The sequence below is a fragment of the Vibrio marisflavi CECT 7928 genome, assembly GCF_921294215.1.
GTDB classification, from domain to species: Bacteria; Pseudomonadota; Gammaproteobacteria; order Enterobacterales; family Vibrionaceae; genus Vibrio; species Vibrio marisflavi.
On the sequence record NZ_CAKLDM010000002.1, the window covers coordinates 1,413,043 to 1,439,788 of the forward strand.

The 26,746-nt window shown below is 42.5% G+C and carries 22 protein-coding genes; 7 read left to right on the forward strand and 15 right to left on the reverse strand.

Annotated features, from left to right (window positions below; genetic code table 11):
- Nucleotides 1-158: 158 nt before the first annotated feature.
- A complete protein-coding gene (locus L7A31_RS13235) occupies nucleotides 159-1,796 on the reverse strand; it encodes a methyl-accepting chemotaxis protein (protein WP_237362256.1) in 1,638 nt (545 codons plus the stop codon).
- A gap of 281 nt (nucleotides 1,797-2,077) precedes the next feature.
- Between L7A31_RS13235 and L7A31_RS13240 the strand changes: the two genes are divergently transcribed.
- From L7A31_RS13240 to L7A31_RS13255, 4 genes are all read left to right on the forward strand, one after another.
- Nucleotides 2,078-2,662 carry a DUF938 domain-containing protein gene (locus L7A31_RS13240; RefSeq protein WP_237362257.1) on the forward strand — a complete coding sequence of 195 codons (585 nt, stop codon included), beginning with the start codon at nucleotides 2,078-2,080 and terminating at the stop codon, nucleotides 2,660-2,662.
- Nucleotides 2,663-3,352: 690 nt separating this feature from the next.
- A complete protein-coding gene (gene pdhA / locus L7A31_RS13245) occupies nucleotides 3,353-4,465 on the forward strand; it encodes a pyruvate dehydrogenase (acetyl-transferring) E1 component subunit alpha (RefSeq protein WP_237362258.1) in 1,113 nt (370 codons plus the stop codon).
- On the forward strand, nucleotides 4,458-5,441 hold the full coding sequence (locus L7A31_RS13250; protein ID WP_237362259.1) for an alpha-ketoacid dehydrogenase subunit beta: 984 nt from the start codon (nucleotides 4,458-4,460) through the stop codon (nucleotides 5,439-5,441). The genes pdhA and L7A31_RS13250 overlap by 8 nt, the downstream gene beginning before the upstream one ends.
- A complete protein-coding gene (locus tag L7A31_RS13255) occupies nucleotides 5,438-6,586 on the forward strand; it encodes a dihydrolipoamide acetyltransferase family protein (RefSeq protein WP_237362260.1) in 1,149 nt (382 codons plus the stop codon). The genes L7A31_RS13250 and L7A31_RS13255 overlap by 4 nt, the downstream gene beginning before the upstream one ends.
- Nucleotides 6,587-7,098: 512 nt before the next feature.
- Here the strand turns inward: L7A31_RS13255 and L7A31_RS13260 are convergent.
- Nucleotides 7,099-8,064 carry an electron transfer flavoprotein subunit alpha/FixB family protein gene (locus L7A31_RS13260; protein ID WP_237362261.1) on the reverse strand — a complete coding sequence of 322 codons (966 nt, stop codon included), beginning with the start codon at nucleotides 8,062-8,064 and terminating at the stop codon, nucleotides 7,099-7,101.
- Between the two features lie 32 nt (nucleotides 8,065-8,096).
- Nucleotides 8,097-8,843, reverse strand: coding sequence for an electron transfer flavoprotein subunit beta/FixA family protein (locus L7A31_RS13265; RefSeq protein ID WP_237362262.1), 747 nt, complete (start codon nucleotides 8,841-8,843; stop codon nucleotides 8,097-8,099).
- A gap of 189 nt (nucleotides 8,844-9,032) precedes the next feature.
- Here L7A31_RS13265 and L7A31_RS13270 point away from each other — a divergent pair, with 189 nt between their 5' ends.
- Nucleotides 9,033-10,694 (forward strand): electron transfer flavoprotein-ubiquinone oxidoreductase, encoded by a 1,662-nt coding sequence (locus L7A31_RS13270; protein WP_237362263.1) that lies wholly within the window; start codon nucleotides 9,033-9,035, stop codon nucleotides 10,692-10,694.
- A 38-nt stretch (nucleotides 10,695-10,732) separates the two neighbouring features.
- Here the strand turns inward: L7A31_RS13270 and L7A31_RS13275 are convergent, their stop codons facing one another.
- From L7A31_RS13275 to yghU, 5 genes are all read right to left on the reverse strand, one after another.
- Nucleotides 10,733-11,464 carry a substrate-binding periplasmic protein gene (locus tag L7A31_RS13275; protein WP_237362264.1) on the reverse strand — a complete coding sequence of 244 codons (732 nt, stop codon included), beginning with the start codon at nucleotides 11,462-11,464 and terminating at the stop codon, nucleotides 10,733-10,735.
- 190 nt (nucleotides 11,465-11,654) lie between these two features.
- The gene (locus L7A31_RS13280) at nucleotides 11,655-13,343 is read right to left on the reverse strand and encodes a methyl-accepting chemotaxis protein (RefSeq protein ID WP_237362265.1); all 1,689 of its coding nucleotides are present in this window, start codon (nucleotides 13,341-13,343) and stop codon (nucleotides 11,655-11,657) included.
- Nucleotides 13,344-13,563: 220 nt separating this feature from the next.
- Nucleotides 13,564-14,067, reverse strand: a complete 504-nt coding sequence (locus L7A31_RS13285; RefSeq protein WP_237362266.1) for a hypothetical protein — start codon at nucleotides 14,065-14,067, stop codon at nucleotides 13,564-13,566.
- 263 nt (nucleotides 14,068-14,330) lie between these two features.
- Complete coding sequence (locus tag L7A31_RS13290) at nucleotides 14,331-15,107, reverse strand: substrate-binding periplasmic protein (RefSeq protein ID WP_237362267.1); 777 nt, start codon at nucleotides 15,105-15,107, stop codon at nucleotides 14,331-14,333.
- Nucleotides 15,108-15,311: 204 nt separating this feature from the next.
- Complete coding sequence (gene yghU / locus L7A31_RS13295; protein WP_237362268.1) at nucleotides 15,312-16,172, reverse strand: glutathione-dependent disulfide-bond oxidoreductase; 861 nt, start codon at nucleotides 16,170-16,172, stop codon at nucleotides 15,312-15,314.
- 230 nt (nucleotides 16,173-16,402) lie between these two features.
- On the opposite strand from yghU, the gene L7A31_RS13300 reads away from it, so the two are divergent.
- Nucleotides 16,403-17,674, forward strand: a complete 1,272-nt coding sequence (locus tag L7A31_RS13300) for a diguanylate cyclase (protein WP_237362269.1) — start codon at nucleotides 16,403-16,405, stop codon at nucleotides 17,672-17,674.
- A 20-nt stretch (nucleotides 17,675-17,694) separates the two neighbouring features.
- Here the strand turns inward: L7A31_RS13300 and L7A31_RS13305 are convergent, their stop codons facing one another.
- The gene (locus tag L7A31_RS13305; protein ID WP_237362270.1) at nucleotides 17,695-18,573 is read right to left on the reverse strand and encodes a type 2 periplasmic-binding domain-containing protein; all 879 of its coding nucleotides are present in this window, start codon (nucleotides 18,571-18,573) and stop codon (nucleotides 17,695-17,697) included.
- A 313-nt stretch (nucleotides 18,574-18,886) separates the two neighbouring features.
- Here L7A31_RS13305 and L7A31_RS13310 point away from each other — a divergent pair, with 313 nt between their 5' ends.
- The gene (locus L7A31_RS13310; protein ID WP_237362271.1) at nucleotides 18,887-20,314 is read left to right on the forward strand and encodes a methyl-accepting chemotaxis protein; all 1,428 of its coding nucleotides are present in this window, start codon (nucleotides 18,887-18,889) and stop codon (nucleotides 20,312-20,314) included.
- 80 nt (nucleotides 20,315-20,394) lie between these two features.
- Here the strand turns inward: L7A31_RS13310 and L7A31_RS13315 are convergent, their stop codons facing one another.
- Genes L7A31_RS13315 through L7A31_RS13340 form a run of 6 tightly spaced genes read right to left on the reverse strand, consistent with a single transcriptional unit; the run spans nucleotide 20,395 to nucleotide 26,745 of the window.
- The gene (locus L7A31_RS13315; RefSeq protein ID WP_237362272.1) at nucleotides 20,395-21,153 is read right to left on the reverse strand and encodes an SDR family oxidoreductase; all 759 of its coding nucleotides are present in this window, start codon (nucleotides 21,151-21,153) and stop codon (nucleotides 20,395-20,397) included.
- A gap of 26 nt (nucleotides 21,154-21,179) precedes the next feature.
- Nucleotides 21,180-22,076 carry a 3-hydroxyisobutyrate dehydrogenase gene (mmsB, locus tag L7A31_RS13320; protein ID WP_237362273.1) on the reverse strand — a complete coding sequence of 299 codons (897 nt, stop codon included), beginning with the start codon at nucleotides 22,074-22,076 and terminating at the stop codon, nucleotides 21,180-21,182.
- Nucleotides 22,077-22,086: 10 nt separating this feature from the next.
- Nucleotides 22,087-23,232 carry an enoyl-CoA hydratase/isomerase family protein gene (locus L7A31_RS13325; protein ID WP_237362274.1) on the reverse strand — a complete coding sequence of 382 codons (1,146 nt, stop codon included), beginning with the start codon at nucleotides 23,230-23,232 and terminating at the stop codon, nucleotides 22,087-22,089.
- Between the two features lie 11 nt (nucleotides 23,233-23,243).
- Nucleotides 23,244-24,032, reverse strand: a complete 789-nt coding sequence (locus tag L7A31_RS13330; protein WP_237362275.1) for an enoyl-CoA hydratase — start codon at nucleotides 24,030-24,032, stop codon at nucleotides 23,244-23,246.
- A 37-nt stretch (nucleotides 24,033-24,069) separates the two neighbouring features.
- Nucleotides 24,070-25,224, reverse strand: a complete 1,155-nt coding sequence (locus L7A31_RS13335) for an acyl-CoA dehydrogenase family protein (RefSeq protein ID WP_237362276.1) — start codon at nucleotides 25,222-25,224, stop codon at nucleotides 24,070-24,072.
- A gap of 27 nt (nucleotides 25,225-25,251) precedes the next feature.
- Complete coding sequence (locus L7A31_RS13340; protein WP_237362277.1) at nucleotides 25,252-26,745, reverse strand: CoA-acylating methylmalonate-semialdehyde dehydrogenase; 1,494 nt, start codon at nucleotides 26,743-26,745, stop codon at nucleotides 25,252-25,254.
- Nucleotide 26,746 lies beyond the last annotated feature (1 nt).

Here is a 26,746-nt window from a genome sequence, read left to right on the forward strand (position 1 = left end):
ATTAGGTCAAATTGCAAAGCGAGCCATTCTAGCGGAATAAATAATGATTACAAATAAATCAATAATTCGTCTTAACTTAAAAGTTGAAAAGCAATGCCAAAAAGGGCCCCAAAATTCCCTAGTAGAATAAAGTCTTCGGGGCCAAGCAATTACTGAAGTTAAGCCAGTTTAAAGCGACTAATCATTTTGACTAGCTTTTCTGAGATGTTTGTTAGCTCCTCGCTGGATCTCGCCATTTGTGAAGACTCACTGGACACCGTTGCTGACATCTGGCGTAGACTCTCTACATTATGATTCACATCTTTTACCGTTAGTGTTTGGTTCTCAGAGGCTTGCGCAATGTACCTATTCATCTGTTTAATCTTCTTAACTTCTACATCAATTTTGTTGAGAGCATCACCCGCTTGGTTAGATAAAGTCGAAGCATCTGATGCCTTTTCTGCGCCTTGAGTCATTTTCGTGGCAACGATTTCCGCGTCTTGCTGCAGTTTTTCGATAATATTTTGAATCTCGATAGTCGAATCTTGAGAACGAACAGATAATGTCCTTACTTCGTCGGCAACGACAGCAAAGCCTCGGCCGTGTTCACCAGCCCTTGCTGACTCAATAGCTGCATTCAACGCCAATAAGTTCGTTTGTTCGGCCACTCCGCGAATGACTTCGAGTACCGTATCCACATTTTTCGCATCTTCCGACAGCTTAGTTACCACTTCGCTAGCGCTATGGATCTCTTCTGCAAGTGTCGCTGCCTCGTTAACGTTTTTGCGAATAATGACTTGGCTGCCTTTCGCTTCATTCGTTGCCATGCTGCTTGCTTCATTAGCTTCGACAGTTCGAGCAGTGACTTCTTCTACGGTTGTCATCATGCCAGTCATTGATGTCGCTAGCTCTTCAACATCCGACTTTTGTTGGCCTAAACTGTTATCTATATTGCGAATAGAGTCAGTCACTTGAACAGTGGATGTCGACACCTGATTACCCAAGTCTTTTATACATTTCATGATGTTTTGTATAGATGCGACAAACTGGTTGAAGCTTCGAGATAAGTCAGCTAGCTCAGGGCTCCCTTCTTCAGGCAGACGTTGAGTCAGATCGCCTTCCCCTTTTGAAAGGTTACGCATCGCACTTACCGTTCTTTTTAGAGGAGAAGTTATGGATCTAATGAAAAAGACCATGATAACTGCAAGAATGATACAGGTAATAAATGCTTGCTGGTATGAGCTTGATTTCGCCGACTGAACATCGCTAGTCAATGCAGCCATATTCATACCACTACCAATAACCCAACCCCACTCGTTGTGTTGAAGTACATAGCTGGTTTTAGGCTTTACTTCGTCACTATTCGGTTGCTTCCACGTGTAATCGACAAACCCACCGCCACTTTTCGCTGTTTTAAATAAGTCCACAACAAAGAGCTTTCCTTCCGAGTCTTTTAGGCCCAGAACATTTTTGCCAAGTAACGACTTAATCGGGATTGCGATTTCCACACCATCTTTATCTATGACAAAGATGTAATTGCCTCCATCAAATCGCATTGCGGATATAGCGGCTAAAGCTTCTTTTTTCGCTTGCTCTACTGAAAGCTTTCCATCAGCGCTTAACTGGTAATAGTGGTGGGCAATACCTTTCGCACTCTCCACCAAATTGACAACACCGCGTTCATAGTTTTTTCTCATCAACTGTTGAGTTTTTTTTGCATCAAATATGACGCTGGTAAACAAGGCAACTGCAAAAAGCAGCAGTATGATCCATATCCTTGTCGCGATAGAAGTTTTCATTAATTTGCTTCGTATCATCTCGAGTACCCTAGCCTTTATCGTTATTTATAAACTCGCAACTGTAAATCTAGCAGCGGATACACAGTCTTCCAGCAGATAGCGTGAGGTATAACTCATTTGAGTAAATATTCTTTCTTATTGATATATATAATAATTAAAGAGGTTGAATATATAAGCCTACAGATAAAGCCTTGGAGCTACATCTTTAGTCAAAATCTGAATCAAGGCATCAACATCTCTTGCCTTAGGTGTGCTTTTCTCCAAAAATAGAAAGTATTTATAAGACGACTGATGACGAAATGATGCCGAAAAGATCCAGCCCTGCCTGCTTAAGAAACCAACAGCCTATTTACGAACAACTCTCTATCTACTTCAAACACTGCACAAATGTTCTTGAGATAGGTTCAGGCACTGGACAACACGCAGTATTTTTTGCTGAGAAAATGCCATATTTAACTTGGCATACCAGTGATATGCCGGAAAATCACGAATGCATTGCGGCTTGGATTGATGGTAGCAGTCTAAAGAATGTACGCTCTCCTATCACATTCACGATTGGCCAAGACAAATGGCCAGATGTAGGTTTAGATGGTGTTTTTACGGCAAACACTACGCATATCATGCAGCCACATGAGGCAGAGGTGATGATGAAGCTCGTAGCGGAGAACCTCCCAACCGGAGGCATATTCTGCCAATATGGGCCAATGAAGATCGATGGTGACTTTACAAGTGCTAGTAACAAAGACTTCGACGATTCATTACGTGAGCGAGGATATGGTGGTATTCGAGATATTGAGCAACTTATAGATTGGGGAAAAGGCATGAACTTACAAAATAGAATACCTATGCCTGCAAATAACTTCTTGCTGATTTGGAAAAAGTAACTGAATCATACAACCACGCCCTGAATACAATTCAACATACACTCTCTTATTAGGTTATTTATCCCTTCTTTTTGAAAATTGGTATGCCATCGTTGATGGCATACCAGTTTGAAACAACGAATTCGAAAGATATTTACAAGCAAACGCAGTTAAAACCGTATCCTTCCATGCTGTTTCATCAATAAGAAAAACTTTTAGTTAAAGCACTTCTGAGCTTACGACTTTGGTTGAATTGCGTTCGTAAACAAAGCTTGAAAGCCTTCGAACGACAGGCTTTATAACCGTTCCTTTGCTATACCGAAGGCAACAAAGGTCACATTTTGAACATCATAATGTGATGATTTTTTAGCCGAGGATAGTGATATTTTTCAGTTTTTAACATTTGTTCAATTAAAAACTGAAATATTCGACTGTTTTAAGGGTGTGTAAGAATTACTTTACTGATCTTACAATTGCTATCTCATGCAGGAAGTTAACATTTTAGTTACACTTAAGATATCTGGTTATACCAAGATTCATCACTATATAAATAGCAGTTTGCAGCAAAATAAAGTATCAGCAGTGAATTTTCCAGAATAGTATTTTGTATGCGACCTATGCAAAAATTAGAAACTCATGATTCTCGGTATCATTTTTTAACGTTTCACGTGATCAATTTGCTCCCAAGGGGCAATACACAAGGAGCTAGAGATGAATGTACAGGCTTTACCCATGCATCGATTTATCGATCACAGCGGTAACTGCGTAACCCAACTTCCTGAATGGGCCGACCTCCCCACGCTAATCAATTTCTACAAAGACATGGTACTAACCCGTACTTATGACAATAAAGCCGTTGCACTGCAGCGTACGGGCAAACTTGGCACGTATCCATCCCACCTTGGCTCTGAAGCCATTGGTATTGCAATTGGTAAAGGGCTCAAAGCAGACGATGTCTTTGTTCCGTATTATCGCGATATGCCTGCTATGTGGGTTCGTGGTATCCCGATGGAGAAAAACCTTCAGTATTGGGGTGGTGACGAGCGAGGAAGTGACTTCCACCCTGTCGACTCTGAGTCTGCATCAGACACTAGTCAACCTTGTCGTGACCTACCATTCTGTGTGCCTATCGCTACGCAATGCACACATGCAGTTGGCGTTGCCGCTGCTTTAAAAATTGAAGGCGACCATCACGCCGCGCTGGTTACTTGTGGAGACGGAGCAACGTCAAAAGGTGACTTTCTTGAATCCATCAACTGCGCTGGAGCATGGAATGTCCCTCTTGTCTTTGTGGTAAACAACAACCAGTGGGCTATCTCGGTTCCACGTCAATTACAATGCGCTGCGGAATTTTTGTCTGAAAAAGCCAAAGGGGCAGGAATACCCGGAATCACTGTCGATGGCAATGACGTGGTTGCTATGTATGATGCCATAACCAATGCTCTATCCCGAGCAAGAAAAGGTAAAGGCGCCACACTGATAGAAGCCATCAGCTATCGCTTAAGTGACCATACGACAGCAGATGATGCCAGTCGATATAGAAGCGAAGATGAACTACAGCAAGCATGGCAATACGAACCTATCTTGAGACTAAAAAACTATCTTATTAGCCAAAATGCTTGGAATGATAACGACGATCAAGAGTGGCTTTCTCACTGTAAAGCTCAAGTAGAAAAAGCAGTCGAAAACTATTTAACCACTACCTCCCAAGCCCCTGAAACCGCTTTCGACTACCTGTACGAAACACCAAATTCAGAAATGCAAAAACAACGTGACTATATTATCCACAAAGCAATGCGCATGCAGGGAGGCAACCATGGCTGAGTTAACGTTAGTTGAAGCGGTAAATCTGGCTCTCGACTATGAAATGGAAAATGACTCAAAGGTTATTGTCCTTGGTGAAGATGTCGGCGATAACGGTGGTGTATTCCGAGCGACAGTCGGCCTAAAAGAAAAGTATGGGCTAAAGCGCGTCATTGACACTCCGTTAGCAGAAGCACTGATTGGAGGTGTATCGGTAGGGATGGCCTCTCAAGGGCTCAGACCGGTCGCAGAATTCCAATTCCAAGGTTTTGTTTTCCCCGCACTTGAGCATCTAGTTTGCCACGCTGCACGAATGCGCAATCGCACCAGAGGAAGATTGACTTGTCCTGCAGTATTTCGGGCTCCTTTTGGCGGAGGCATACATGCCCCAGAGCACCACTCTGAAAGTGTCGAAGCACTTTTTGCTCACATCCCCGGCTTCAAAGTCGTGATTCCATCATCGCCACAACGAGCTTATGGGCTACTTTTAGCATCCATACGTAGTAACGACCCTGTGATGTTTTTCGAACCCAAGCGCATTTATCGAACCGTTAAATCAAATGTTGAAAATAATGGCCAAGCCTTACCACTAGATACTTGCTTTACCCTTCGCAAAGGCCGAGATATTACGTTGGTCACTTGGGGAGCTTGCGTTATTGAGTCTCTTCAAGCCGCCAATACGTTGTCTAAGCAAGGCATTGAAGCAGAAGTGATTGACCTAGCAAGCATCAAACCTATCGACATGGTGACTATTCTCAAATCGCTAGAGAAAACTGGTCGTTTACTTGTAGTGCATGAGGCAAGTAAAACCTGCGGGGTTGGCTCTGAAATCGTTGCACGAACAGTAGAGTCAGCAATGTGCTTGCTAAAAGCACCACCCAAACGAGTCACGGGAATGGATACTGTTATGCCTTACTATCGAAATGAAGACTACTTTATGATTCAAGAAGACGACATCGTACTTGCTGCACGAGAGCTGATGGAGGGGTGGAAATGAAGTCTTTTATGCTGCCAGATTTAGGAGAAGGGCTCGCTGAATCGGAAATAGTCCAATGGCATGTGAATATTGGAGATTCTGTCGAAGTTGATCAAATTGTCCTCACCGTAGAAACAGCAAAAGCAATCGTTGAGGTTCCTGCTCCATACAGCGGGAAAATCGTCAGCCGCCATGGCAAAGAAGGAGAACTCATCAATGTAGGTAGCCTTCTATTAGAAATCGAAGAGTTAGAATCTGCATCGGCAGCCTCTTCGAATAGCAACACTAAAAAAGATGCTGCTACGGTTGTTGGTAATGTATCCAGTCAAACACACCACGTCGACGTGGACGATTTTTGGGTGGGCAGTGATGAAAACAGTTCGCCCGACAAAATCATTACGGCTCTACCTTCGGCTAGGTTGCTCGCACAAGAGCTAGGTATCGATTTAAACGGCATAAAAGGGAGTGGCCCAGAGAATCTAATACTTGATGCTGACGTTTACGAGCAATATGAGAAACAAATACCGGGCACCGAAGTATTAAAAGGCGCACGGCGTACCATGGTCAATACTATGACCGAGTCTCACCACAATGTTGCTTCAGTGACCATTACCGAAGAAGCAATGTTATTTAACTGGAAAGAGAAAGAAGATATATCAATACGCCTTATTCAAGCAATTGTTTACGCATGCCAAAAAGAACCAGCGCTAAACGCTTGGTTTGATGCCGACACAATGACTCGCTGCGTACACAGCACCGTCAATATTGGTATTGCGGTTGACAGTTCTCACGGGTTATATGTTCCTGTTTTACGTCATGCCAATGAGTTTTCACCTGAAGCGATTCGTGGGTGGTTAGATGCTACGGTAAAAGGCATACGTGATCGAAAAATTGGCCGAGAACAACTCCAACACGCGACCATTACACTATCCAACTTTGGCGCTATTGCAGGTATTTTCGCTACACCCGTAGTCTCCCCTCCACAAGTTGCTATTGTCGGAGCTGGCCGTATTCTCGACAAAGTGATAATGCAAGACGGAAAGCCAGTCAACGTAAAAGCGATGCCACTTTCAATCACGTTCGATCATCGAGCTTGTACTGGCGGTGAGGCCGCTAGGTTCACCAAAGTATTAGTAGAGCACTTGCAAAGAGTAAGCTCTCAATAAGCCTTACATCTTCTTCGCCACCTTCATAGAAGGTGGCGCAGGGTTTGAAAATTAAAATGCCTCACTTTTGTGAGGCATTTTGGCTAGCGCTAAAGAGTATTCCACTATACGAGTGTCATAAGTAGCAATCTTCACCTCTTGCTGCTCGGCAGAATATGAAAAACTCGGTGCCAAAATGACAAAGGACGCTAATAGAAACGATAAAGCAGTTACCTTCAAGGCTATTCCTCCAATCAGAGCGTTCTTTTAAAAATAGCTTTGCGTAGGTTTTTTGCTCTTTAATATCACTTGATCACTATTGCTTCTATACAAGCCCCCTTCTCCTCATACACAAAATAACTGTTGACCGTACTTCACCTCTAGCCCGATATACCAAAGTAAATCATAGAAAATAATTATTTTGGATTGGTGATATTAAAAAAGCTTAGAGTCATATTTAAAGGCTTTAAAACTTTCAGTATCACAAAAGGCCACCGTAACGGTGGCCTTGTTCGTTAAGATGGTCGTGCTCTTTACCCAACCGACTCAATCAATTCAGGTAAAATTTCAAACAGATCCCCAACCAATCCATAGTCTGCGACTTGAAAGATTGGCGCTTCTGGATCGCTATTGATAGCGACTATCACTTTAGAATCCTTCATACCTGCCAAATGCTGGATAGCACCAGAAATACCAACCGCAATGTATAATTCAGGCGCCACTATTTTACCGGTTTGGCCAACTTGAAGATCATTCGATACAAATCCGGCATCTACAGCAGCGCGTGAAGCACCTATTGCACCATCAAGCTTATCTGCAAGCTTTTCTACCAACTCGAAATTCTCTTTGCTACCAAGCCCTCGACCGCCAGATACAACAACTCTTGCTGCTGGCAATTCTGGGCGCTCACTCTCAGTTTTCTCAGCAGATACGAACTCAGAGTGCAAATTAGTTATTTCAGAGTCGATAGCCACTATCTCAGCTCTTGTTTCAGAACCAATACTGATAGCATCAAACGCCGAACTTCTGATTGTCATGACCTTAATGGGATCGCTAGACTTCACTCTTGCAAGCGCATTACCTGCATAAATTGGGCGTATAACTGTATCATTGCTTTCAATACTCACCACATCAGAAAGCTGCCCAACATCGAGCAACGCCGCCACGCGTGGCATGATATTTTTACCAAATGTCGTCGCTGCACAAAATACATGGGTATATTTTGAACCTAACTCCGCGAGTAGACCGGAAACGCTTTCGGCCAATACATTTTTCAATTCACCTTTATCAACCACCAAAACCTGATTAACATGCTCAATTTTTGCCGCCTCACTTGCCACCAACTGACACTCGCTTCCCAGAATCAAAACATCAACTCTTGCTGATTCTGCATTTACCATCAGATCATTAACTGCGCCCATAGTTCGTAATGTGTCCACAGATAAACAAGTCCCATCATGTTCAGCTAACACCAAAACAGACAAATCACTTCCACTCATAATTTCACTCCAAACCTTGATACTTCAGACAGTTAAATCACTTTTGCTTCATTTTTTAGTTTATCGACCAACTCTGCGACACTATTGACTTGCACTCCTGCGTGACGTTCTTTCGGTGACATAACCTCAAGAACCTGTTGGCTTGAGTGGATGGTGACGTTTAGATCTTCTGGAGTAAAAGCCTCTAAAGGTTTACGTTTCGCTTTCATAATGTTCGGCAAAGAAGCATAACGTGGCTCATTGAGTCGTAAATCAGTACTGACAATCGCTGGTAGCATGAGTTTCAGTGTCTCTAAGCCTCCATCAACTTCTCTAGTTACAAAGACATGTTCACTTTCTATCTCGACTTTGGATGCAAACGTGCCTAGAGATCGCTCGGACAATGCAGAAAGCATTTGTGCCACTTGGTTATTGTCCGTATCTATTGACTGCTTCCCTAACAAAACTAATTTTGGCTGCTCTTTTTCTATCACTGCTTTGAGTAATTTTGCTACTGTTAGCGGCTGTGGCGCAGGTGTTTCAATATGAATCGCGCGATCAGCTCCCAGTGCTAACGCTGACCTAAGCTGTTCTTGGCACTCCTTTTCCCCAATCGAAACCACAACGACTTCTTCAGCATTACCTGCTTCTTTTAACCTTATCGCTTCTTCTACCGCGATTTCGCAAAAAGGATTCATCGCCATTTTCACGTTGCTTTCTTCGACACCCGAGCCATCAGATTTCACTCGAATTTTTACATAAGGATCTATCACTCGTTTAATTGCTACTAGAATTTTCACGCTACCGTCCTTTATACAATGCAATTATTGTTTTACTGGTGCAGGTCTACGACGCTTTACGATGTAATCCAATCAACACCAGCAGAAAAAAGAAAAACCAGCTCACTTTTTCAGCTTAGTAAAGTTTACGTTTACGTCAACTGGACTATAGTTATTTCTATGTCAGCGATGTAAGAGAAGATTTACATTATGGAAAGAGAATGCATGGAATTTGATGTTGTGATTGTTGGCGCAGGACCTGCTGGTTTATCAACAGCTTGCAAGCTTGCTCAGCTAAGCCAACAGGCTGATAAACCACTATCCGTTTGTGTTGTTGAAAAAGGAGCGGAGGTCGGTGCTCACATTATTTCAGGCGCCCTTTTTGACACGACAGCACTTACAGAGCTTTTCCCCAACTGGGCAGAAATGGGGGCTCCCTTACATACCCCAGTAAACGATGACCAATTTCATTACCTTGCCGGACAGCACAACAACATCAAAGTGCCACACTTTTTCACACCAAAACCAATGCGGAACTCGCAGCAAACTTACATCATCAGCTTAGCTGAACTCTGCCGCTGGCTGGCTAAACAAGCCGAATCGCTAGGAGTTGAAGTGTTCCCCGGATTTGCCGCTGCTAGCGTCAATATTGACGAAAGTGGAACCGTAACAGGGATCAACACCTCAGATATGGGGCTCGACAAAAATGGGGAACAAAAACAAAATTTTGAACCTGGAATTGAGTTAAAAGCGAAATATACAATCTTTGCCGAAGGAGCAAGAGGTCATTTAGGCAAACAACTTATTGAAGAGTATAAGCTTGATGAAGGGAAACAACCTCAGCATTACGCCATTGGACTAAAAGAGCTGTGGCAAATACCAGAATCTCAGCATCAACTAGGCGCAGTTCTCCATTCCGTAGGCTGGCCGCTGAATGAATCTAAATCTTTTGGTGGTAGTTTCCTTTACCACATGGAAAACAACCAAGTTTCAGTGGGGCTTATCATAGATTTAAATTATTCCAACTCTTACCTAAGCCCATTTGAAGAGTTTCAAAGGCTGAAACACCATCCTCTATTTAGCCAAACGCTTAAAGGTGGTCAGCGTATTTCTTATGGCGCGCGAGTCATCACTAAAGGTGGGTTAAACTCACTGCCTAAACAACAATTTCCTGGTGGGCTACTCATTGGCTGCGACGCTGGAACTTTAGACGGTGCGAAAATAAAAGGCAGCCATACTGCAATGAAATCGGGTTTGCTGGCTGCTGAGGCAGTCTTTGAACAACTAAGCCAAGAGACACTAAACAACATTCCGGACTACCAGTCTTTGTTTGAGTCATCTTGGTTGTTCGAAGAGTTAGAAAGCTCACGTAACTTTAATTCATCGATCCACAAATTTGGCCATTTAGGTGGTGGGTTGCTGGCCACTTGCGAGCATAATATTTGGCTACCTATTATGGGTAGAAAAGTGCCTTGGACAATTAAAGACCATCAACTTGACCACGAGTCACTTGTAGAAATTAACCAATGTAAACCTATCGATTACCCAAAACCAGACAATATATTAAGCTTTGATAGACCCTCGTCGGTTTACCTCTCAGGGACGCAACATGACGAAAATCAGCCTTGTCATCTAGTGATAAAAAGTACATCTACAGCCATTCAAAACCATTTACCAAGATTTGATGAGCCAAGCCAAAGGTATTGTCCGGCAGGAGTTTACGAAATTGTAGAGGTTGATGGCGAACAGAAGCTACAAATAAATGCCGCAAACTGTCTCCATTGCAAGACTTGCGACATAAAAGATCCTTCGCAAAATATTACGTGGGTAACGCCTGAAGGCGGTGGCGGGCCTAGCTATCAAAACATGTAAAATCATTTAACGGGCTTAAAGGCTTTTGTCTGTTACGTTTATTGCTCAATTGATCGGTGTTTATCAAGCATCTCTTGATATTCACCACTGTTTTTCAAAACCTCTAGGCCTCTGTTAAAATCATTAACTAATGACTCGCTCCATGCTGCACCACCATAATTCGTTTTTTGAAAAATAGGATGAATAGAAACTTTACCCGGCCCATAAAGCTTCTCAGACAAGTAAACCAGAATTCTTTCTTCTCCAACGACAATATCCGTACGGCCTCTAAAGAGCATTTGAATTTGATTCTCCCTTCCATGTATCTCCTTATACAGCTCTGTGTTTGACTCAACTACATTGCGATACTCATCTCCCAACACATAAGAAGCTTTTTGGTAAGCAACAACCGCCTTTCCCTTTAGATCCGATACGTTATCTACTTTAAGATCTCTACTTTTCAGGGTCATAGCGACATCATGAAAAGGCAGGTAATGATCAACCGGTAAGATATTGGGTATGTTTACCGCTATAGGGCTAGCAAAGTCCACTTTTTTGTCTGTAATCTCTTTGATTAGGCGGCTATATCCGTATATTTTGAACTCCACATTATAGCCTCGCTTTTCAAATGCACCTTCAATAATCTCCTTTTCAATGCCAACAATCTCACCATTATTATTTACGTAAGACCAAGGAGGAGAATAATGCACTCCCACAATTATATTTTGTGCAAATACTTTATTTACAAAAAAGATTGAGACAAAGAAAAAAGCGTATAATCTGCGTAGCATAATTATATTGAATTCCAGTCAGCAGTTTGATTTCATTTGTATAAATATAGTATGCGTGAACTAATGTTCAAGCGAACAAAGAGTGCGAAAACTACTCTGAAGTTGTGGAATAACAACTCAAACAGTGCTAGAGAAAACACCGTTTGAGTGTTGAGAAAATGCACTAAAAATAGCGCTAAGTATTGTGTTTCTAGACTTGGAAGCTATTGAGATTCTGCTGCAAACTTTCTACCCCTTTATCAATCACCTCGCTTGCTGTTGCGGTATTTTTAGTTTCAGAGGACGTTTCTTCAGCCAAACTTTGGATAGAGACCAAACTGTTAGTTATTTCTTGAGCAACAATTGACTGCTGTTCTGCAGCTGCTGCAATTTGCATATTCAAGCCTGCAATTTGACTTACTGCTTCTGCTGCAATGGAAAATGTTTCAGCTGATTCTGTGCTACGCTGCAAACACACTTCAGCCATCTGGGTTCCTTTTTGCATACTTTCCACGGCATTTTGAGCTTCTGCCTGCAAACGTTCGACAAGTTGCTGAATATCAACTGTAGCATCTTGGGTTCTTTGCGCTAGTGAGCGAACCTCATCAGCTACCACAGCAAACCCTCTTCCGGTTTCTCCGGCCCTCGCAGCTTCAATTGCCGCGTTTAGCGCAAGTAAATTGGTTTGCTCAGCAATACCTTGTATTGAATCTAAAACTTGTCCTATTTTGTTTGTTTCTGAGACTAGGTTTTCGATGACTTTAGAGGAATTGGAAACTTCATCTGCCAATTCTTGAATCACTTTCTGAGTTGTTACTGATTCATTTTGACCGTCTAGAACACGCTGTTTGACTTCATCAGTCACAGAAGAAGCATTTGTTGTACTGGCAGCAACTTCTTGTGTTGTCGCATTCATCTCGTTAATAGCATTCGATACTTGCTCAATATCGTTGCGCTGCTTTTCAACATTGCTTAATGTTCGTTGCATTGAGGAGTATGTTTCTTTCGACGTACTCGCTAGCTCTATAGCTTGTACATTCACTTTACCGATAGTTGAACATAAAACTTCCTGTAAACTGTTGAATGCTTTAGCAACACGCCCTACTTCATCGCGGCCAGTTGCATCTAAACGCACGGTCAAATCACCGTCACCGTGAGCAAGTTGATGCAACCTATCTCTTAACTCAAGTATCGGAGCACGAATCGAGCGCGCAACAAGTAACGGTAAAATGATCCCCAACACAATAGCTGTCACGGCGATTACCGACATCCACTTCAACGCAAACTTCTCATCGGCTTCAGCTTGAAGAGCGCTATTCAGCGTGAAGTTTTGAACATCATTGAGTATATCGATCAACACATGATCGAGTTCATCTTCTAACTGTTCAACACTGGCAGATACTTTTAACATCTCCTCTATTTGACCGGACGCTCCGAGAGCTAGCACTTTGTCGACTTCTTCTATCAGAATCGAGTACTTTGCCTCAACCTGTTTCAATTGATCGTATACCTTAGAAAACTCCTTCTTAGCCGACTCTGAATGAAGTAAAGGAATCGCCTTTTTAATGAAGTCTTCAGTCTCAATGATTTCGCCTTTGGTTTTCTCGGTTAAGTCATGCACTTTTTTACTTGCAGCCTTATATTCGCTCAGCTGCTCTAATCCTTGAGAAACTCGAATCGCCTTAACCAAAGCTCGCTCAAAGAGTATCGCTTGTTCAAGTTGATGCTCCGTCACTATCGTCATTTTCTTGGTGAGAGGAATGTCTTCTTCCGCGATATCTATAAGCTCATTACCAATCTTATTCATTTGAATAAGCGCAAAAGCGCCCATTATCAACATGATAAGCAATTGCAAAAAACCCATAAAGTACACTTTTTGAGCAATCGTCATACGTAACATAATCTGTCTACATCCGTGTTAAGTCCTTTATAAGTATAGATAACAGACAATTAAGCTTGATATTACAAGCTAATTTCTTAAATGTGAGACAGGGGTATCAGACAAATATGAACTTGTATTTATATAGATATACAGATAGAAAAACGGCATAAACCGATGAATTCGGATTATGCCGTTGTAAGATATGAAATGTAATTTTACGACTATTTCGCTAGTTCAATTATTCTTTGTCAAAACAAGATTGGTAGACAAAATAAATCGTTGCTGCTGTACCAAACACCAGAGCTAAACCGGTTGGTATTGCGACCCAAGCAATCGTTTCATGTGCTGCCGATTTGCCAATCATTGGGGTCACAAAGGCCATCAAAGTCCAAACGAAGACACCATAACCTGCTCCACCAAAACCCACTAAACCACTGGCAATTTTTTTCTTACGATCGCTTACGCCTGTCAAGCTAAGGGCCAAGATAGTCGCAAGAGAGGCTGTACCAATAGCAGCGGCATGCAAGTGCGCACGCTTGATATAATCTTTAGCTTTAGAAAACGCAGTGGCTTTATCTTTCTCAGATTTAAAGTTATCAGCATGGACAACATATACTTGCTCATGGAAAAACTCCTTCATTGCCGGGTTTGCACCGCCAAATATACAGCCTAATCCATAGCCAAAAAGTATGGTTAGTAAGCTCAGTAGAAGCCCAATACGTACTGGTTTAAGATTGATCATGATTTCACCCTTATAGATACTTTTAAAACTTGGTGCCGACGCATCTATCCAAGTTTGGATTTGCGACCAGTATCCTTATCCATAAGGGCTAATAATTGAATGATTCGCTAAGTTGTCCGTAGCTAATAAATGGTCATATCGACTAATGAGAATATTGTACGTTAACAGGAATGCAATGAAAGGTACTCGCATGACAAGTCATACTTTCATTGATTCGAATCAAGTTGACACTACTAATAAATTGAACTTTATCAAACTTATTACTATTTCAAAAAATACTCCCCTCTCCGGTTCGCCTCTTGAAATTGTTCAAATAAGCCAGATTGATTAATTTTATTTAGACCTCGATTAAAAGCTTCAATAAGTTCTATTCCATTAGGTGTTTTCTTCGAGATTAATAGATAGAACGGTTTATTCGCATTGATTTTTTTATCTGAAGCTACAATTTTCCCTTTCAGGCCTAACTGGTTCGCTGTGTATAACCCTACATCGATATCAGCAAAAACAATATCAAATCGATCTCGGGCTAACATCTTTAATGCTCCTTCAAGCTTGGTTTGTCTTTTTATTTCAATCACTCCAGAGGTTTCATATTGCGATAATTCGTAATCGTAGCCTATTACACCACCTATTCTATATTTGCCAAGATCCTCAACATTATCCCAATAGATCTCTTTATCAGCTTGATGCATAACTGATGTGGTTAGATTGATAACAACATCTGAATAATAAAACAACTCTGCGCGTTCAGGCGTTTTCCCCCATACAAATGTACCATCTAGTTCGCCGTACCTGGCTGAGCGATAGCCTCTTTTCCATGGCAAATACTCAAACTCGACTTTAATACCTTCAGCAGCAAAAGCTTCCGAAATAATGTGAGAAATAAAACCACTGTGTTTAAGGTGCTGTGACTGAAATGGGGGCCATTCTCCATTGGCTAAACGAATAGTCTCGGCGTAGATAATGTGCGAAGAAGTAACTACTAGAAGGGTTAGAAAAACAAGATAAAGCTTACCTAAATACCTATGAAGGCGGCACATAATATCTATCCCTAACATTTGACACACATGTTAAGTATAGAGCGCAAATACAGACTTAAAGGCTTTACTCTAATTCCCCTGATTCCCCATAGAGAAAATAGATTCTATTAATGAAAGAAAATGGGCAATAGTTCGCCCATTTATGTGAGTCATTTTGGCTCAAAGCCTCATCATTTACTTACAAGGAAGAGCAGCATAGGGGGGCTACTTTGGCCTTTTTGTTAACACATCATCAATATCCGATGCACTATGACGTTCTAATAGCTGCTCCCACTCTTCGCCCATAGGTCGATTTACAATTCGCCCTCTTTGAACCGCTTCGCGTGAAAAGATATCGTTAGCCCAGCGCTGAACATTTTTATAGCTTGTTACATCCAAGAATTCACCAGCATCATATGCATTGGCAATAACTAGGTTACCGTACCAAGGCCACGTCGCGATGTCAGCAATACTGTATTCTTCACCACCAAGGTATTTATTATCAGCTAACCTTTTATCGAGCACATCAAGCTGACGCTTTGTTTCCATAGCAAATCGATTGATTGGATACTCAAACTTTTCAGGTGCGTAAGCATAAAAGTGACCAAATCCACCACCCAAATATGGCGCGGAACCATGAAGCCAAAATAGCCAATTCAACACTTCGGTTCTTTTGACAGTATCTTGCGGTAAAAAGTGACCAAACTTTTCTGCTAAATAAATCAATATTGAACCAGACTCAAACACCTTGATTTGTGTTGAACCTGAGTTGTCTACCAAGGCTGGAATTTTTGAGTTTGGGTTCACATCGACAAAACCGGATGAGAACTGCTCTCCATCACCAATCTTAATCAAATGCGCGTCGTACTCTGCTTCTTTGATACCAAGCGCGAGCAGCTCTTCCAGCATAATGGTAACTTTCTGACCATTAGGTGTCGCTAAGGAATAGAGCTGCAGCGGATGGTTACCAACCGGAAGATCTTGCTGGTGTCTAGCACCAGAGTCGGGGCGATTAATACTGGCCCACTCTCCGCCATTTTCGCTATCCATTGTCCAAACTTTTGGAGGTACATATTCGTTCGTCATTGTGATTCCTTATGTTTGTTTGGTGCCACTACTAATGGATATTAGGTCTGAAGATAGAAATAAAACCATATGCAGGTCATTTCTTTATAACGTTTGGTTCTAAATTGATACTTTTCTGGCTTATGCTTTAACCGCCAGCAGCTTCTTTTGTTATTTAAGACAGCGTCCCATGTATTTATGAGGCTTTCCTTCTATTCTTAGTAGATTACATTCAACATAACTTGAGATTAATGAACTCCATTTCTGCACGATTAGCGATTATTTATTTCTGTGTTGCACTAATAGTTGCGATATCTCAAACGTTGATTAATTTTTGGAGTGATCTACACCGTACAAAGCTAGAAATAAACACAGACATCACCAGTATTTTGAACACCGCTTCGAGCCCTGCCAGCCAAGCAATATTTGACGTCAATGAAATCAATGCACGCGAAATACTTCAAGGGCTTAGCACCTACCCTTATGTTGTAGAGGGTCTTATAATCGACGATTTAGGTTTAGAATTTGCTAAATTCTCTAGACATAATCATCCGGAGAGTCACTCAGAGTGGATCTCTAAGCTGATATTCCCTGCTGTACATCAAACACTGTCGAAAGATCTTTATAATGAAACCTTCGACATGACAATGGGAACACTTATTGTTACCGTCGATTATGATATCGCCCTTAATCCGTTCTACAGTCGCATGAGCTCGCTGTTGATCAGCTCTTTTTTTAGAACAATTCTCGTATTCACAATCATATTTGCTGTCACCTACTTTTACATCACTAAGCCATTAATATACATGGTAAAAACACTACGTAAGCAACCTAATGATTCCAACGTAGAACTCAAAACACCAAACCATCACAAGACCTCAGAAATTGGTATTCTAGTTAAAGAGATCAATAAATCCTTCAAACAGCAGTCGGAAGCTCAGAACAAGTTAACGCAATTGAATTTGGAGCTAGAGAATCGAGTCAAAGAGCGGACAATAGAACTCGAGAAAGCCAACCTACACCTCGAAATGTTAGCCACCGTTGATCCTCTAACCAATATTAGTAACCGGAGAGATCTATTCAGTAAAGCATCAGAGAAATTTAAGCTATTTAAACGCTATAAAAGGCCACTTTCTGTCATCATGCTTGATATAGACAACTTTAAATCAATCAATGATACATACGGGCACAAGATTGGTGATAAAGCGATTGTCAGTTGTGTCAACAGCTGCTTATCTTGTTTGCGCGAAACCGATATATTGGGAAGGATTGGTGGAGAGGAATTCGCAATTATTTTGCCCGAAAGCGACGAAAACCAAACTCTTGGAATTGCAGAGAGAATTAGGAAGCAAGTGCCTAAAAGTGAAGTATTACTTGGCTACAATATATCTATGACTGTTAGCATGGGGACATACACCCTCACCGATAATATTGATTCGATAGTGGATGCTATCGATATAGCAGACAAAGCTTTGTATCAGGCAAAAGTCAATGGTAGGAACAGAGTCGAAATTGGTCGCTAATATTTCAAATCAGATTCACTTCAATGCAAATCCTGCCGCTGACGAGGCTGATACAACAGCTTCTCGTTTGTTAATGCTTGTTGTGTTTGCGGAGTAAGGAAGGGATTGTCCAGTCTAATGTAAACCCTTTTATCTAAGTTGAGACTTTTTAAAGTCTCTGAATAATTATCGATAAATATTTGGTCTAGTTCTCCACTTTCTAGCGCTAATAACATACCTTTTTGTATTCGTTCTGCCAAAACAGGATTCTTTTTACTGACAAAGAAAAAAGTAGGTAGTGGGTAAACCAATAGTATATTCGGCTCAACTGCTAAACCTAGATGCTTGTACTTATCGTGCTCAGGTAAAATTTCGCTGATGCTACGTGAAAAACAATCGAACCTTTTTCTGGTCAACATTTCGAATAAAGGCTGATATTGAGACGACTTAATCACAGCTAGCCCATTAGATTCTAATATCGCCGTATCCGGCCAATGTGTTCCTTGACCAATGGTAATTTTCTTTCTCTTCCAATCAGACAATGAAGCGATATCTTGGAATTTTCCCAAGTTATCCGCTTTAACTAAACACACCCTAAAGCCAAGTAAACCTTTGGTCACTGGGATTCGAATCGGTATTAATTCTGCTTCTCTATCTTCACTTGGAGCAAATGCAGCAACATGCACAAACTTGTTGTCAGCCAACGCTCTAACAACTCGCCCTTGTTCCATTCTATCAGTTACGGTCAATTGATAAGCGCCATACTCAGCACTGGTTTTATCCAGTGCTACTTTTAGAACTGTATATAAGCCCGGGTTTCCTTGCTCTATCCGATTCCAAACTAGAATTTCTTCAGGCGCTGAAAAAGCATCGAAAGTTAAGCTAAGTAAGCTACTGAAAATGATTGTTTTTGTTTTCATAAAAACGCCTGTTGCTGATATCGCTAGCATCAAATCTTGGGTCAATTTTTAGCGTTTTATCCTAATTTTGTCTGGCGATACTTGGTACATTCCCTTGTTGCCATAAAGTATAGTGATAAAAGAGTTAATACTCAGTGGTACTAAACAAGCTGTTTTAAATTTGAGAAACCTCTACACATCTTAAGTATTTCGTCTTGGCTCACGCTATTGACAAAAACTCTATAGTTTATTGCAAAAATTGGTGCGCTAAATCGTATAGTGTACCCGTGGTATTTGTCTCGTAAATACATCTACATTTGACTATGGAGTAATCATGAAAGAAGTTGATTTTAGGAAGATCGACGCCGTTTTTATCAAGATGTCGATCAGCGACAAAATGTGGGTAATTTTCGCCCTTTTCTTAGCTGCCCTTAGCTTTGTCTCTATTTCCCAATACAAAAACACATTAGACCAAATTCAATCGAACTCTGTCACAACCGTCCAAGCTAAATTGGCAGGTATCCTGACAAACAATGACCTATCGAGTATTTCTGTTGCTGGATTGGAAAAACGCTCATCGCTTCACGATACGATTTATGAGAATGGACGAGTTACTGTTTCAGCTACAAGCAAAAGTGGTCAAGCATATTCTTTGACGGAAAGCACTCAGCGACTGGAAAAACAAGCCAGAAGCGAAGCATTCACGAGTCTATGGATGTCCTTTTTATGGGTGATTCCATTTGGGATATTTGTCTATTGGGTTGCCACCTTTATAGGTGGTGCGCTTTGGGTTTTGCACAACACCACGGTAAAAATATCCAAAGGAGACCTAACTTCTAGGTTAGGCTTTCATCCCGGACGAGACGAATTTGGCACTATTGGATGCGCACTAGACGAAGCAATGGACACGCTATCGGAACTTATTGTTTCGGTTAAGGAAAACACCAACACTTTGACTGAAACCGCTTCATCTTTTGAAAAAGAAATGAAGCATAGCGAAAACCAAATCAATAGCCAGTACTCGTCATTAGATTCAGTTGCTACCGCTATGGAACAAATGACTGCGTCAGCGCAAGAAGTCTCAAATATTGCTCAGCAGACGACCAGTCAAACTGAACAAGACGCTTCCCAAGTAAATGAAAGTAGACAAAGAGTTGAGCAGACTATTGACGAAATTGCCCGGCTTTCTCAGTACATCGAGCAAGCATCGAGCTCTGTTGCAACACTCAATGACAATACCAGCCGAATTAGCGATGTTATCACGACAATCAATAGCATTTCCGAGCAAACCAATCTGTTGGCTCTCAATGCGGCAATAGAAGCTGCTAGGGCTGGCGAACAAGGACGTGGATTCGCCGTTGTTGCTGATGAGGTTCGTACCCTTGCGAGTCGGACTCAAGATGCCACAGTTGAAACTCAAGCAATGATTGAAAAGATTCAAACTGAGAGCAAAAATATCGCTAATATTACCGAGCAAACCGTTAACCAAGCTCAAACAAGTAGCCAGCTTGTGGCAACTATCGGCAGTGACGTTAACACAATCGCGAAATCGGCACACAGCATGAATGACATGAGTGTTCAGATATCCGCTTCAGCTCAAGAGCAAAGTGGTGTTGCGAATGAAATTGCGGTAGAGCTGTCCGAAATTCGAAGCCAGTCAAACAATATTAAACAAGTGTCCGAGCAATCGACAGTTGGTATCTCAAATCTAACAAGTGCAACTAAGAATCTTGCGACCATACTGGCTCGCTACCGCACTTAATACTCAAGCCCCTAAGCTGTTTAACTGCTTAGGGGCTCTCATATACTATCAATTTGTTCTCACTTGAAGCCGATATAAGCTTACATCCTTAAGCCTCCATCTAGTTCAAGTACCCTTCCAGTAAAATAATCATTTTCAAAAATAAACTTCGCTGCATGAGCCATTTCCTCTGCTTGAGCTATGCGGCCAACTGGTATCATTTTTTCTAGTCGCTCTATGGCTTCTGGTTTAAGCTGCTCAGCCATAGCCGTTTGCACCACACCCGGAGCAATAGCGGCTGCACGAATACCATAACGGGCGAGCTCTTTTCCCCACCCTACCGCCATGGTAGCGACCGCTGCCTTTGAAGCTGCATAGTTGGTTTGACCGATATTTCCGGCTCTCGCGACACTCGATATATTAATAATCACGCCTTTGCTTTCAGTTTTAATCATGGTGGCAGCCGCTTCACGAGAACACAAAAAGGTACCGGTTGAATTGACTTCCATTACTGATTGAAACTGCTCCAGTGACATTTTGCTAACTTCACCGTTGCTGACTTTCACCAGCATTCCATCTCGCAATATGCCAGCGCTGTTTATTAGTCCGTTAAGCTTGGAAAAGTCGCGCTCAATTTTATTAAAAGTCGCTTCCACTTCCGATTCACTCGTCACATTAACTGGGTATATTTCTGCCTTTACTCCACGTTGATAACACTCTTGCTGAGTCTTGTTTAACGTTTCAGGGTTCATATCCAGCAGTGCCAAATTTGCCCCAGCCTCAGCCAAAGTCAGAGCCATTCTTTGTCCTAACCCTTGCCCAGCTCCAGTAATTGCAACCACGCTATGTAATAATTCCATGTTCCCAATCCCTTTTGCTTACAAAGTTAAGACTTTTGTTGACGCTGATAAAACTCGAACAGACTAGAAAAATCTAACTGCTCATTGCCATTCGCGTTATGCATTGCGTATAGGTTTCTCGCTAATGCCCCCATAGGGATCGCTGACTGGCTCTGAGCGGCAGCATCCATGCCCAGACCGAGATCTTTTAGCATCAGTTTACTCATAAAACCCGGCTGAAATTGATTACTTGAAGGCACATTATCCATTACCCCAGGACACGGGTTATAAAGTTCAAGTGCCCAGTTTCTTCCCGAACTTTGCAACATAATGTCGGAAAGCACTTTAGGGTCGAGGCCATTTTCGATACCTAGGTTAAGGGCCTCGCAAGTACCTGACATCAGAATACCTAACAATAGGTTGTTGCATATCTTAGCCATCTGCCCATCGCCCGCTTTGCCCGCGTGAAAGACATTTTTGCCCATGTGCTGTAAAACTGATTTCGCCTTGTCAAAACCCGAATCGGTTCCACCCACAATAAAAGTTAAAGTCGCTGCTTTCGCTCCAGCCACCCCACCAGAGACTGGCGCATCGACGAAGTCCAGCCCTTTGGCACTGGCTTCAAACGCGACAACTCGTGCAGATTCAGGGTCAATGGTTGAAGAGTCAATCAAGAATGTATTGTTCGACACTAGATTGAGCAATCCAGACTTACCTAAATATACCGCGCGGACATGTTGTCCGGCTGGTAGCATAGTGATAACAACATCAGCCCCTTGTACTACCTGTTCAATTGAACTGAAGACCTTGGCTCCATGTTGTTCAACAGATTGGGTCGCAGAGCTATCTAAATCAAAAACTTGTAGGGAATAGCCCGCTGTAAGCAGGTTTTCCGCCATTGGACTGCCCATGTTCCCAAGTCCGATAAAAGCAATGGTACTCATGAACTTTCTCCTAGTTTGCAGTGACCAAGCCAAGCTGTGCTAGAGGGTGCCTATCTACTGGCCACAATGACATAAACAGTTGATCAATCAATGAACTATCCACTGCCATGATTGAATCAAATTTCCAATTTGGCTGGCCATCTTTATCAATGAGCCTAGCCCGAACGCCTTCTTTGAACTCGCCTAACGTGCTACTTCTTACCGATAGGCTAAGTTCTAGTCGAAAACACTCTTCAAGCGACAAGGATTGATACTGGGTGACTTGCCGAAAACAAATATGGGCTGTGATTGGACTACCAGCTTGCAAAGCACCTTTCGCTTTGCTCAGCCATTTGTCATCACTACCAACCTCAATTGCATGAATCTTTTCAACAACGGCGCCCAATTCACTTTCACTACAAGCTCGCTGGATCTGGCTGAAATAAGGCATTAAATGACCTTGAGGCATATCACCCGATATCTTGCGAGAGATACTATCGAGCAACATAGTAATAGACTCTCGATGATCTAAACTGGCTAGCCAATCTAATTGCATTAGTTGATCGAGTAACATTAATTTCTGCTTAGATAGAGCAAAATGGTCGGCCATTTTTATAGTAATCGCGTCGTTTGCGTTCACACTGGCACCTGTTAGGCCAAGAAACAGGCCAATACCCGGCTCCAATCGGCTAAGAAACCAAGTACCGCCAACATCTGGGTACAAGCCAATCGTAACTTCCGGCATGGCTAAGCGAGAATTCTCCGTCACCACTCTGTGGCTTGCGCCCATGAACAAGCCCATGCCACCACCCATCACAATGCCATTCCCCCACGCAATAATGGGTTTTCTAAAAGTATGGATCAGGTAGTCACATTGATATTCTAAGGTAAAGTAACTTGTGCAAAATTTTTCAATGTCTGCGTTATTTTCGTTACTCATCACGTGGTACATAGTTCGTACATCACCACCAGCACAGAAGGCTTTCTCACCTCCACCTTGCAAAAAAACACAAACAATTGAGTGGTCAACTTGCCAACGTTCTAGCTGATTTTTTAGTAGCTGTAACATGTTATAAGTGAGGGCATTTAGAGAGGAAGGGTTGTCCAATGTCACCACACCGATCCGGCAATCACTGTTCGTACATATGAGCTCTTCAAACTTGACGCTGTCTGTCATAACTGCTCCTATCACTGGTTTTTCCAATTGGGTTTACGTTTTTCTAAAAATGCACTCACACCTTCCATTTGATCTTCGGTGTCAAACAGCTCAATAAAATATTCTCGTTCTTTAGTAAGGCCGGTTTGTATAGTGGCAACACGATTATTTTGAATAAGTTTCTTACAAGCCGCCACTGAGGAAGGAGACTGATTGGCGACAGACTGTGCCAATTCAAGTGCCGCTTCGAGCGCTTTCCCTTTCTCAACAACCTCCTCGACCAAGCCTATCTCCTGAGCCTTGTCTGCACGTATTTGCTCTCCACAGAGAATAATTCGCTTTGCCCAACCTTCACCGACAAGTGCAGTTAGGTTTTGTGTTCCTCCAGCGCAAGGTAGCAAACCAACTTTAGCCTCTGGCAAAGCCATAACAGCTTGCTGCTCAGCAATTCGAATATCACATGCCAACGCTACCTCTAAGCCGCCTCCCATCGCGAAACCATTGATGGCCGCGACTGACACACCACGAAAATCAGATAGTGTTTCAAACGCTTCACCAAAGACTTGTGCCATATGAAAAGCGACAGATTTATCACCAGAAGCAAAAATGTTTAAGTCTGCTCCTGCAGAAAAAAACTTTTCGCCATTACCTGTAATCACAAGCGCGTAAATACTCTTCTCGTTATTTAAAAACATGACGATCTGTGCAAGCAGTTTTAAGCTAGATTCCGTCCAAGTATTTGCTGGTGGATTGTTCATTCTCAAAATCGCTATGTGATCTTGAATTTCGACCTGAATCGCTCCGTCTCGCTCAAATTCCATTGTTTTGCTCCTAACGTTAGTTATTCCATGCAAACCGCTACACTATGTACGAACCTTCAGACAGCAAACGGCGAGCGATAATCAAGCGCATAATTTCGTTGGTTCCCTCTAAAATCTGATGCACGCGAACATCGCGGAAATAGCGCTCTAAAGGGTATTCTTTGATATAACCATAGCCTCCATAGAGCTGAAGAGCTTGGTCACACACTTTGAAGCCTACATCGGTGGCGAATCGTTTTGCCATTGCACAATAAGCGGTTGCTTCTGGATCTTGCTTATCGAGTTTACTCGCGGCGTACCGAACCAACTGTCGAGCTGCAACTAGCTCTGTCGCCATATCCGCGAGCTTAAATTGCAAACCCTGAAATTGCGCTAAAGGCTGGCCAAACTGTTTCCGTTCTTGCATGTACTGAGTTGCATCGTCAAGAGCTTGCTGAGCAGTACCGATAGAGCAAGTTGCAATATTAATTCTTCCGCCATCCAACCCTTTCATCGCAAAAACAAACCCTTCACCTTCTTGGCCTAGCAAGTGACTTTCTGGTATTTCTACGTTATCGAAGCTGACCGTGCGAGTCGGCTGACTGTTCCAACCAAGTTTAGGTTCTTTGCGTCCGTAGCTGATCCCTTCAGCTTTAGCGGGAACAACAAACGCGGATACCCCTTTTGCTCCACTTTCTCCTGTGCGAGCCATCACAACTAAAATATCGGTCTCACCCGCTCCAGAGATAAAACACTTGCCACCATTTAGTACATATTTTCCGTTTTGTTTTTTTGCGCTTGTTTTCAGGGAAACAGCATCTGAGCCTGCGTTTGGCTCAGTTAAACAATACGAGCCCAACCATTCACCAGTCACAAGCTTTGGACAAATTTCAGCTTTTACTTCATCTGTAGCAAAGCTGGCAACCATCCAAGTCACCATGTTGTGAATGGTCATAAAAGCAGTAGTTGAAGTACAGCCCTTGGCAAGTTGTTCGAAAATTATCGATGAGTCTAAGCGACTTAGCCCTAAGCCTCCATGCGGTTCAGGCGTATATAAGCTCAAAAAGCCAAGCTCTCCGGCTTCGCGTAAAATATCTATTGGGAAAAACTGCTTTTCATCCCATTCTGCTGCCATAGGGCTCAGTCGTTCCAATGCAAACTGGCTCGCTGCATCAGAAAAAGCTCGTTGATCTTCATTCAGTTCGAAATCCATCTTCAGCTCCTAATTTCTCAATACATCTCATTTCAATTGGATGGTTAAGTTTGGACCTGTTGGAATATCGTCATCAAACCAACGCGCAGTCACTGTTTTGGTTTCTGTGTAAAAACGAACCGCCTGTTTTCCATAGGCATGAAGGTCACCATAAAAGCTTCCACGCCAACCAGTGAATGAGAAGAAAGGAAGAGGGACAGGAATTGGCACATTGACCCCAACTTGCCCCACTAAGATTTCGTGCTGATATTTGCGCGCTGCAGCGCCGCTTGCGGTAAATATTGACGTGCCATTTCCATACGGGTTTCGATTAATGAGTTCAATCGCATCTTCCAAAGTATCCACTTCGAGGCAAAGCAGCACTGGCCCAAAAATCTCTTGCTGATAAATCGACATTTCTACTGAGACATTGCTGAAAATAGTCGGCCCGACCCAGTTACCATTTGGCTCTCCCGCAACCTCACATTCACTTCCGTCTAATTCACATATCGCGCCCTGATCCTTTCCTTCTTGGATCAAACGTAGCACTCGCTGTTTCGCCTGCTGGCTAATAAGTGGGCCATAGGCTGCTGTATCATCATCCCACTTTCCGGGTTTAATCTTAGCCATTTCCATTTTTAGGTCATCGATCCACTCTTTGGCAGTACCGACAAAAACAGCCACTGAAATAGCCATACAACGCTGCCCTGCAGCACCCACGGACGAGCCCACCAAGTTGCTAATAACTTGGTCTTTATTAGCATCGGGCATGATTGTCATGTGGTTTTTCGCCCCAGCAAACGCTTGGACTCGTTTAAAGTTCTGTGTACCTTGCTGATAGATGTATTGAGCCACAGGTACAGAGCCAACAAACGAAATCGTTTTGATGTCTGGATGAGCCAACAGAAAGTCGACTTGCTCTTTTTTACCATGCACAATTTGCAACACCCCTTTTGGTGCTCCAGCTTGCTCAAATAGCTCGGCCAAACGCATCGCCGTCAAAGGCACTTGCTCAGAAGGTTTCAGCACAAACGTGTTTCCGCTAGCAATAGCGATTGGGAACATCCATAAAGGAATCATGGCTGGGAAATTAAATGGGGTGATTCCACAACAAACACCAAGCGGCTGAATCATTGAATAGGTGTCGATGTCTGCGGCAACATTCTCAACCATCTCTCCCATCATATTACTTGCGATATTCGCGGCTTGCTCTACAACTTCAATGCCTCGCCATACATCACCTTTAGCATCAGCCGTGGTTTTACCCGTTTCCTGAGAAAGTATTTTTGCCAATTCGTCATGATGCTCTTTCAGCAAGTGTTGGTAACGAAGCATCAACCGAGCTTTCTCTGGCACCGCAACTTCTTTCCAATTTCGAAAAGCGACACTAGCGCTCCCAATAGCTTGCAACATCTCGGCTTCGGTTGCGCAAGGCACCTTAGCAATCACTTCATTATTCGCTGGGTTAGTAACGTCTAACCACTCTTGTGAATCTGACTGACGAAATTCACCATCAATAAATAGTGCAACTGACTTAGTCATG

Excerpts from the sequence above, each read along its gene's own strand:
- L7A31_RS13305 (WP_237362270.1), bottom strand. The coding sequence starts at position 18,573 with ATGAAAACAAAAACAATCATTTTCAGTAGCTTACTTAGCTTAACTTTC.
- L7A31_RS13330 (WP_237362275.1), bottom strand. The coding sequence starts at position 24,032 with ATGGAATTTGAGCGAGACGGAGCGATTCAGGTCGAAATTCAAGATCAC.
- L7A31_RS13285 (WP_237362266.1), bottom strand. The coding sequence starts at position 14,067 with ATGATCAATCTTAAACCAGTACGTATTGGGCTTCTACTGAGCTTACTA.
- L7A31_RS13275 (WP_237362264.1), bottom strand. The coding sequence starts at position 11,464 with ATGCTACGCAGATTATACGCTTTTTTCTTTGTCTCAATCTTTTTTGTA.
- mmsB (WP_237362273.1), bottom strand. The coding sequence starts at position 22,076 with ATGAGTACCATTGCTTTTATCGGACTTGGGAACATGGGCAGTCCAATG.
- yghU (WP_237362268.1), bottom strand. The coding sequence starts at position 16,172 with ATGACGAACGAATATGTACCTCCAAAAGTTTGGACAATGGATAGCGAA.
- L7A31_RS13325 (WP_237362274.1), bottom strand. The coding sequence starts at position 23,232 with ATGACAGACAGCGTCAAGTTTGAAGAGCTCATATGTACGAACAGTGAT.
- L7A31_RS13290 (WP_237362267.1), bottom strand. The coding sequence starts at position 15,107 with ATGTGCCGCCTTCATAGGTATTTAGGTAAGCTTTATCTTGTTTTTCTA.
- L7A31_RS13260 (WP_237362261.1), bottom strand. The coding sequence starts at position 8,064 with ATGAGTGGAAGTGATTTGTCTGTTTTGGTGTTAGCTGAACATGATGGG.
- L7A31_RS13300 (WP_237362269.1), top strand. The coding sequence starts at position 16,403 with ATGAACTCCATTTCTGCACGATTAGCGATTATTTATTTCTGTGTTGCA.
- L7A31_RS13340 (WP_237362277.1), bottom strand. The coding sequence starts at position 26,745 with ATGACTAAGTCAGTTGCACTATTTATTGATGGTGAATTTCGTCAGTCA.
- L7A31_RS13280 (WP_237362265.1), bottom strand. The coding sequence starts at position 13,343 with ATGTTACGTATGACGATTGCTCAAAAAGTGTACTTTATGGGTTTTTTG.
- L7A31_RS13235 (WP_237362256.1), bottom strand. The coding sequence starts at position 1,796 with ATGATACGAAGCAAATTAATGAAAACTTCTATCGCGACAAGGATATGG.
- L7A31_RS13270 (WP_237362263.1), top strand. The coding sequence starts at position 9,033 with ATGGAAAGAGAATGCATGGAATTTGATGTTGTGATTGTTGGCGCAGGA.
- pdhA (WP_237362258.1), top strand. The coding sequence starts at position 3,353 with ATGAATGTACAGGCTTTACCCATGCATCGATTTATCGATCACAGCGGT.
- L7A31_RS13315 (WP_237362272.1), bottom strand. The coding sequence starts at position 21,153 with ATGGAATTATTACATAGCGTGGTTGCAATTACTGGAGCTGGGCAAGGG.
- L7A31_RS13240 (WP_237362257.1), top strand. The coding sequence starts at position 2,078 with ATGATGCCGAAAAGATCCAGCCCTGCCTGCTTAAGAAACCAACAGCCT.
- L7A31_RS13335 (WP_237362276.1), bottom strand. The coding sequence starts at position 25,224 with ATGGATTTCGAACTGAATGAAGATCAACGAGCTTTTTCTGATGCAGCG.
- L7A31_RS13255 (WP_237362260.1), top strand. The coding sequence starts at position 5,438 with ATGAAGTCTTTTATGCTGCCAGATTTAGGAGAAGGGCTCGCTGAATCG.
- L7A31_RS13250 (WP_237362259.1), top strand. The coding sequence starts at position 4,458 with ATGGCTGAGTTAACGTTAGTTGAAGCGGTAAATCTGGCTCTCGACTAT.
- L7A31_RS13310 (WP_237362271.1), top strand. The coding sequence starts at position 18,887 with ATGAAAGAAGTTGATTTTAGGAAGATCGACGCCGTTTTTATCAAGATG.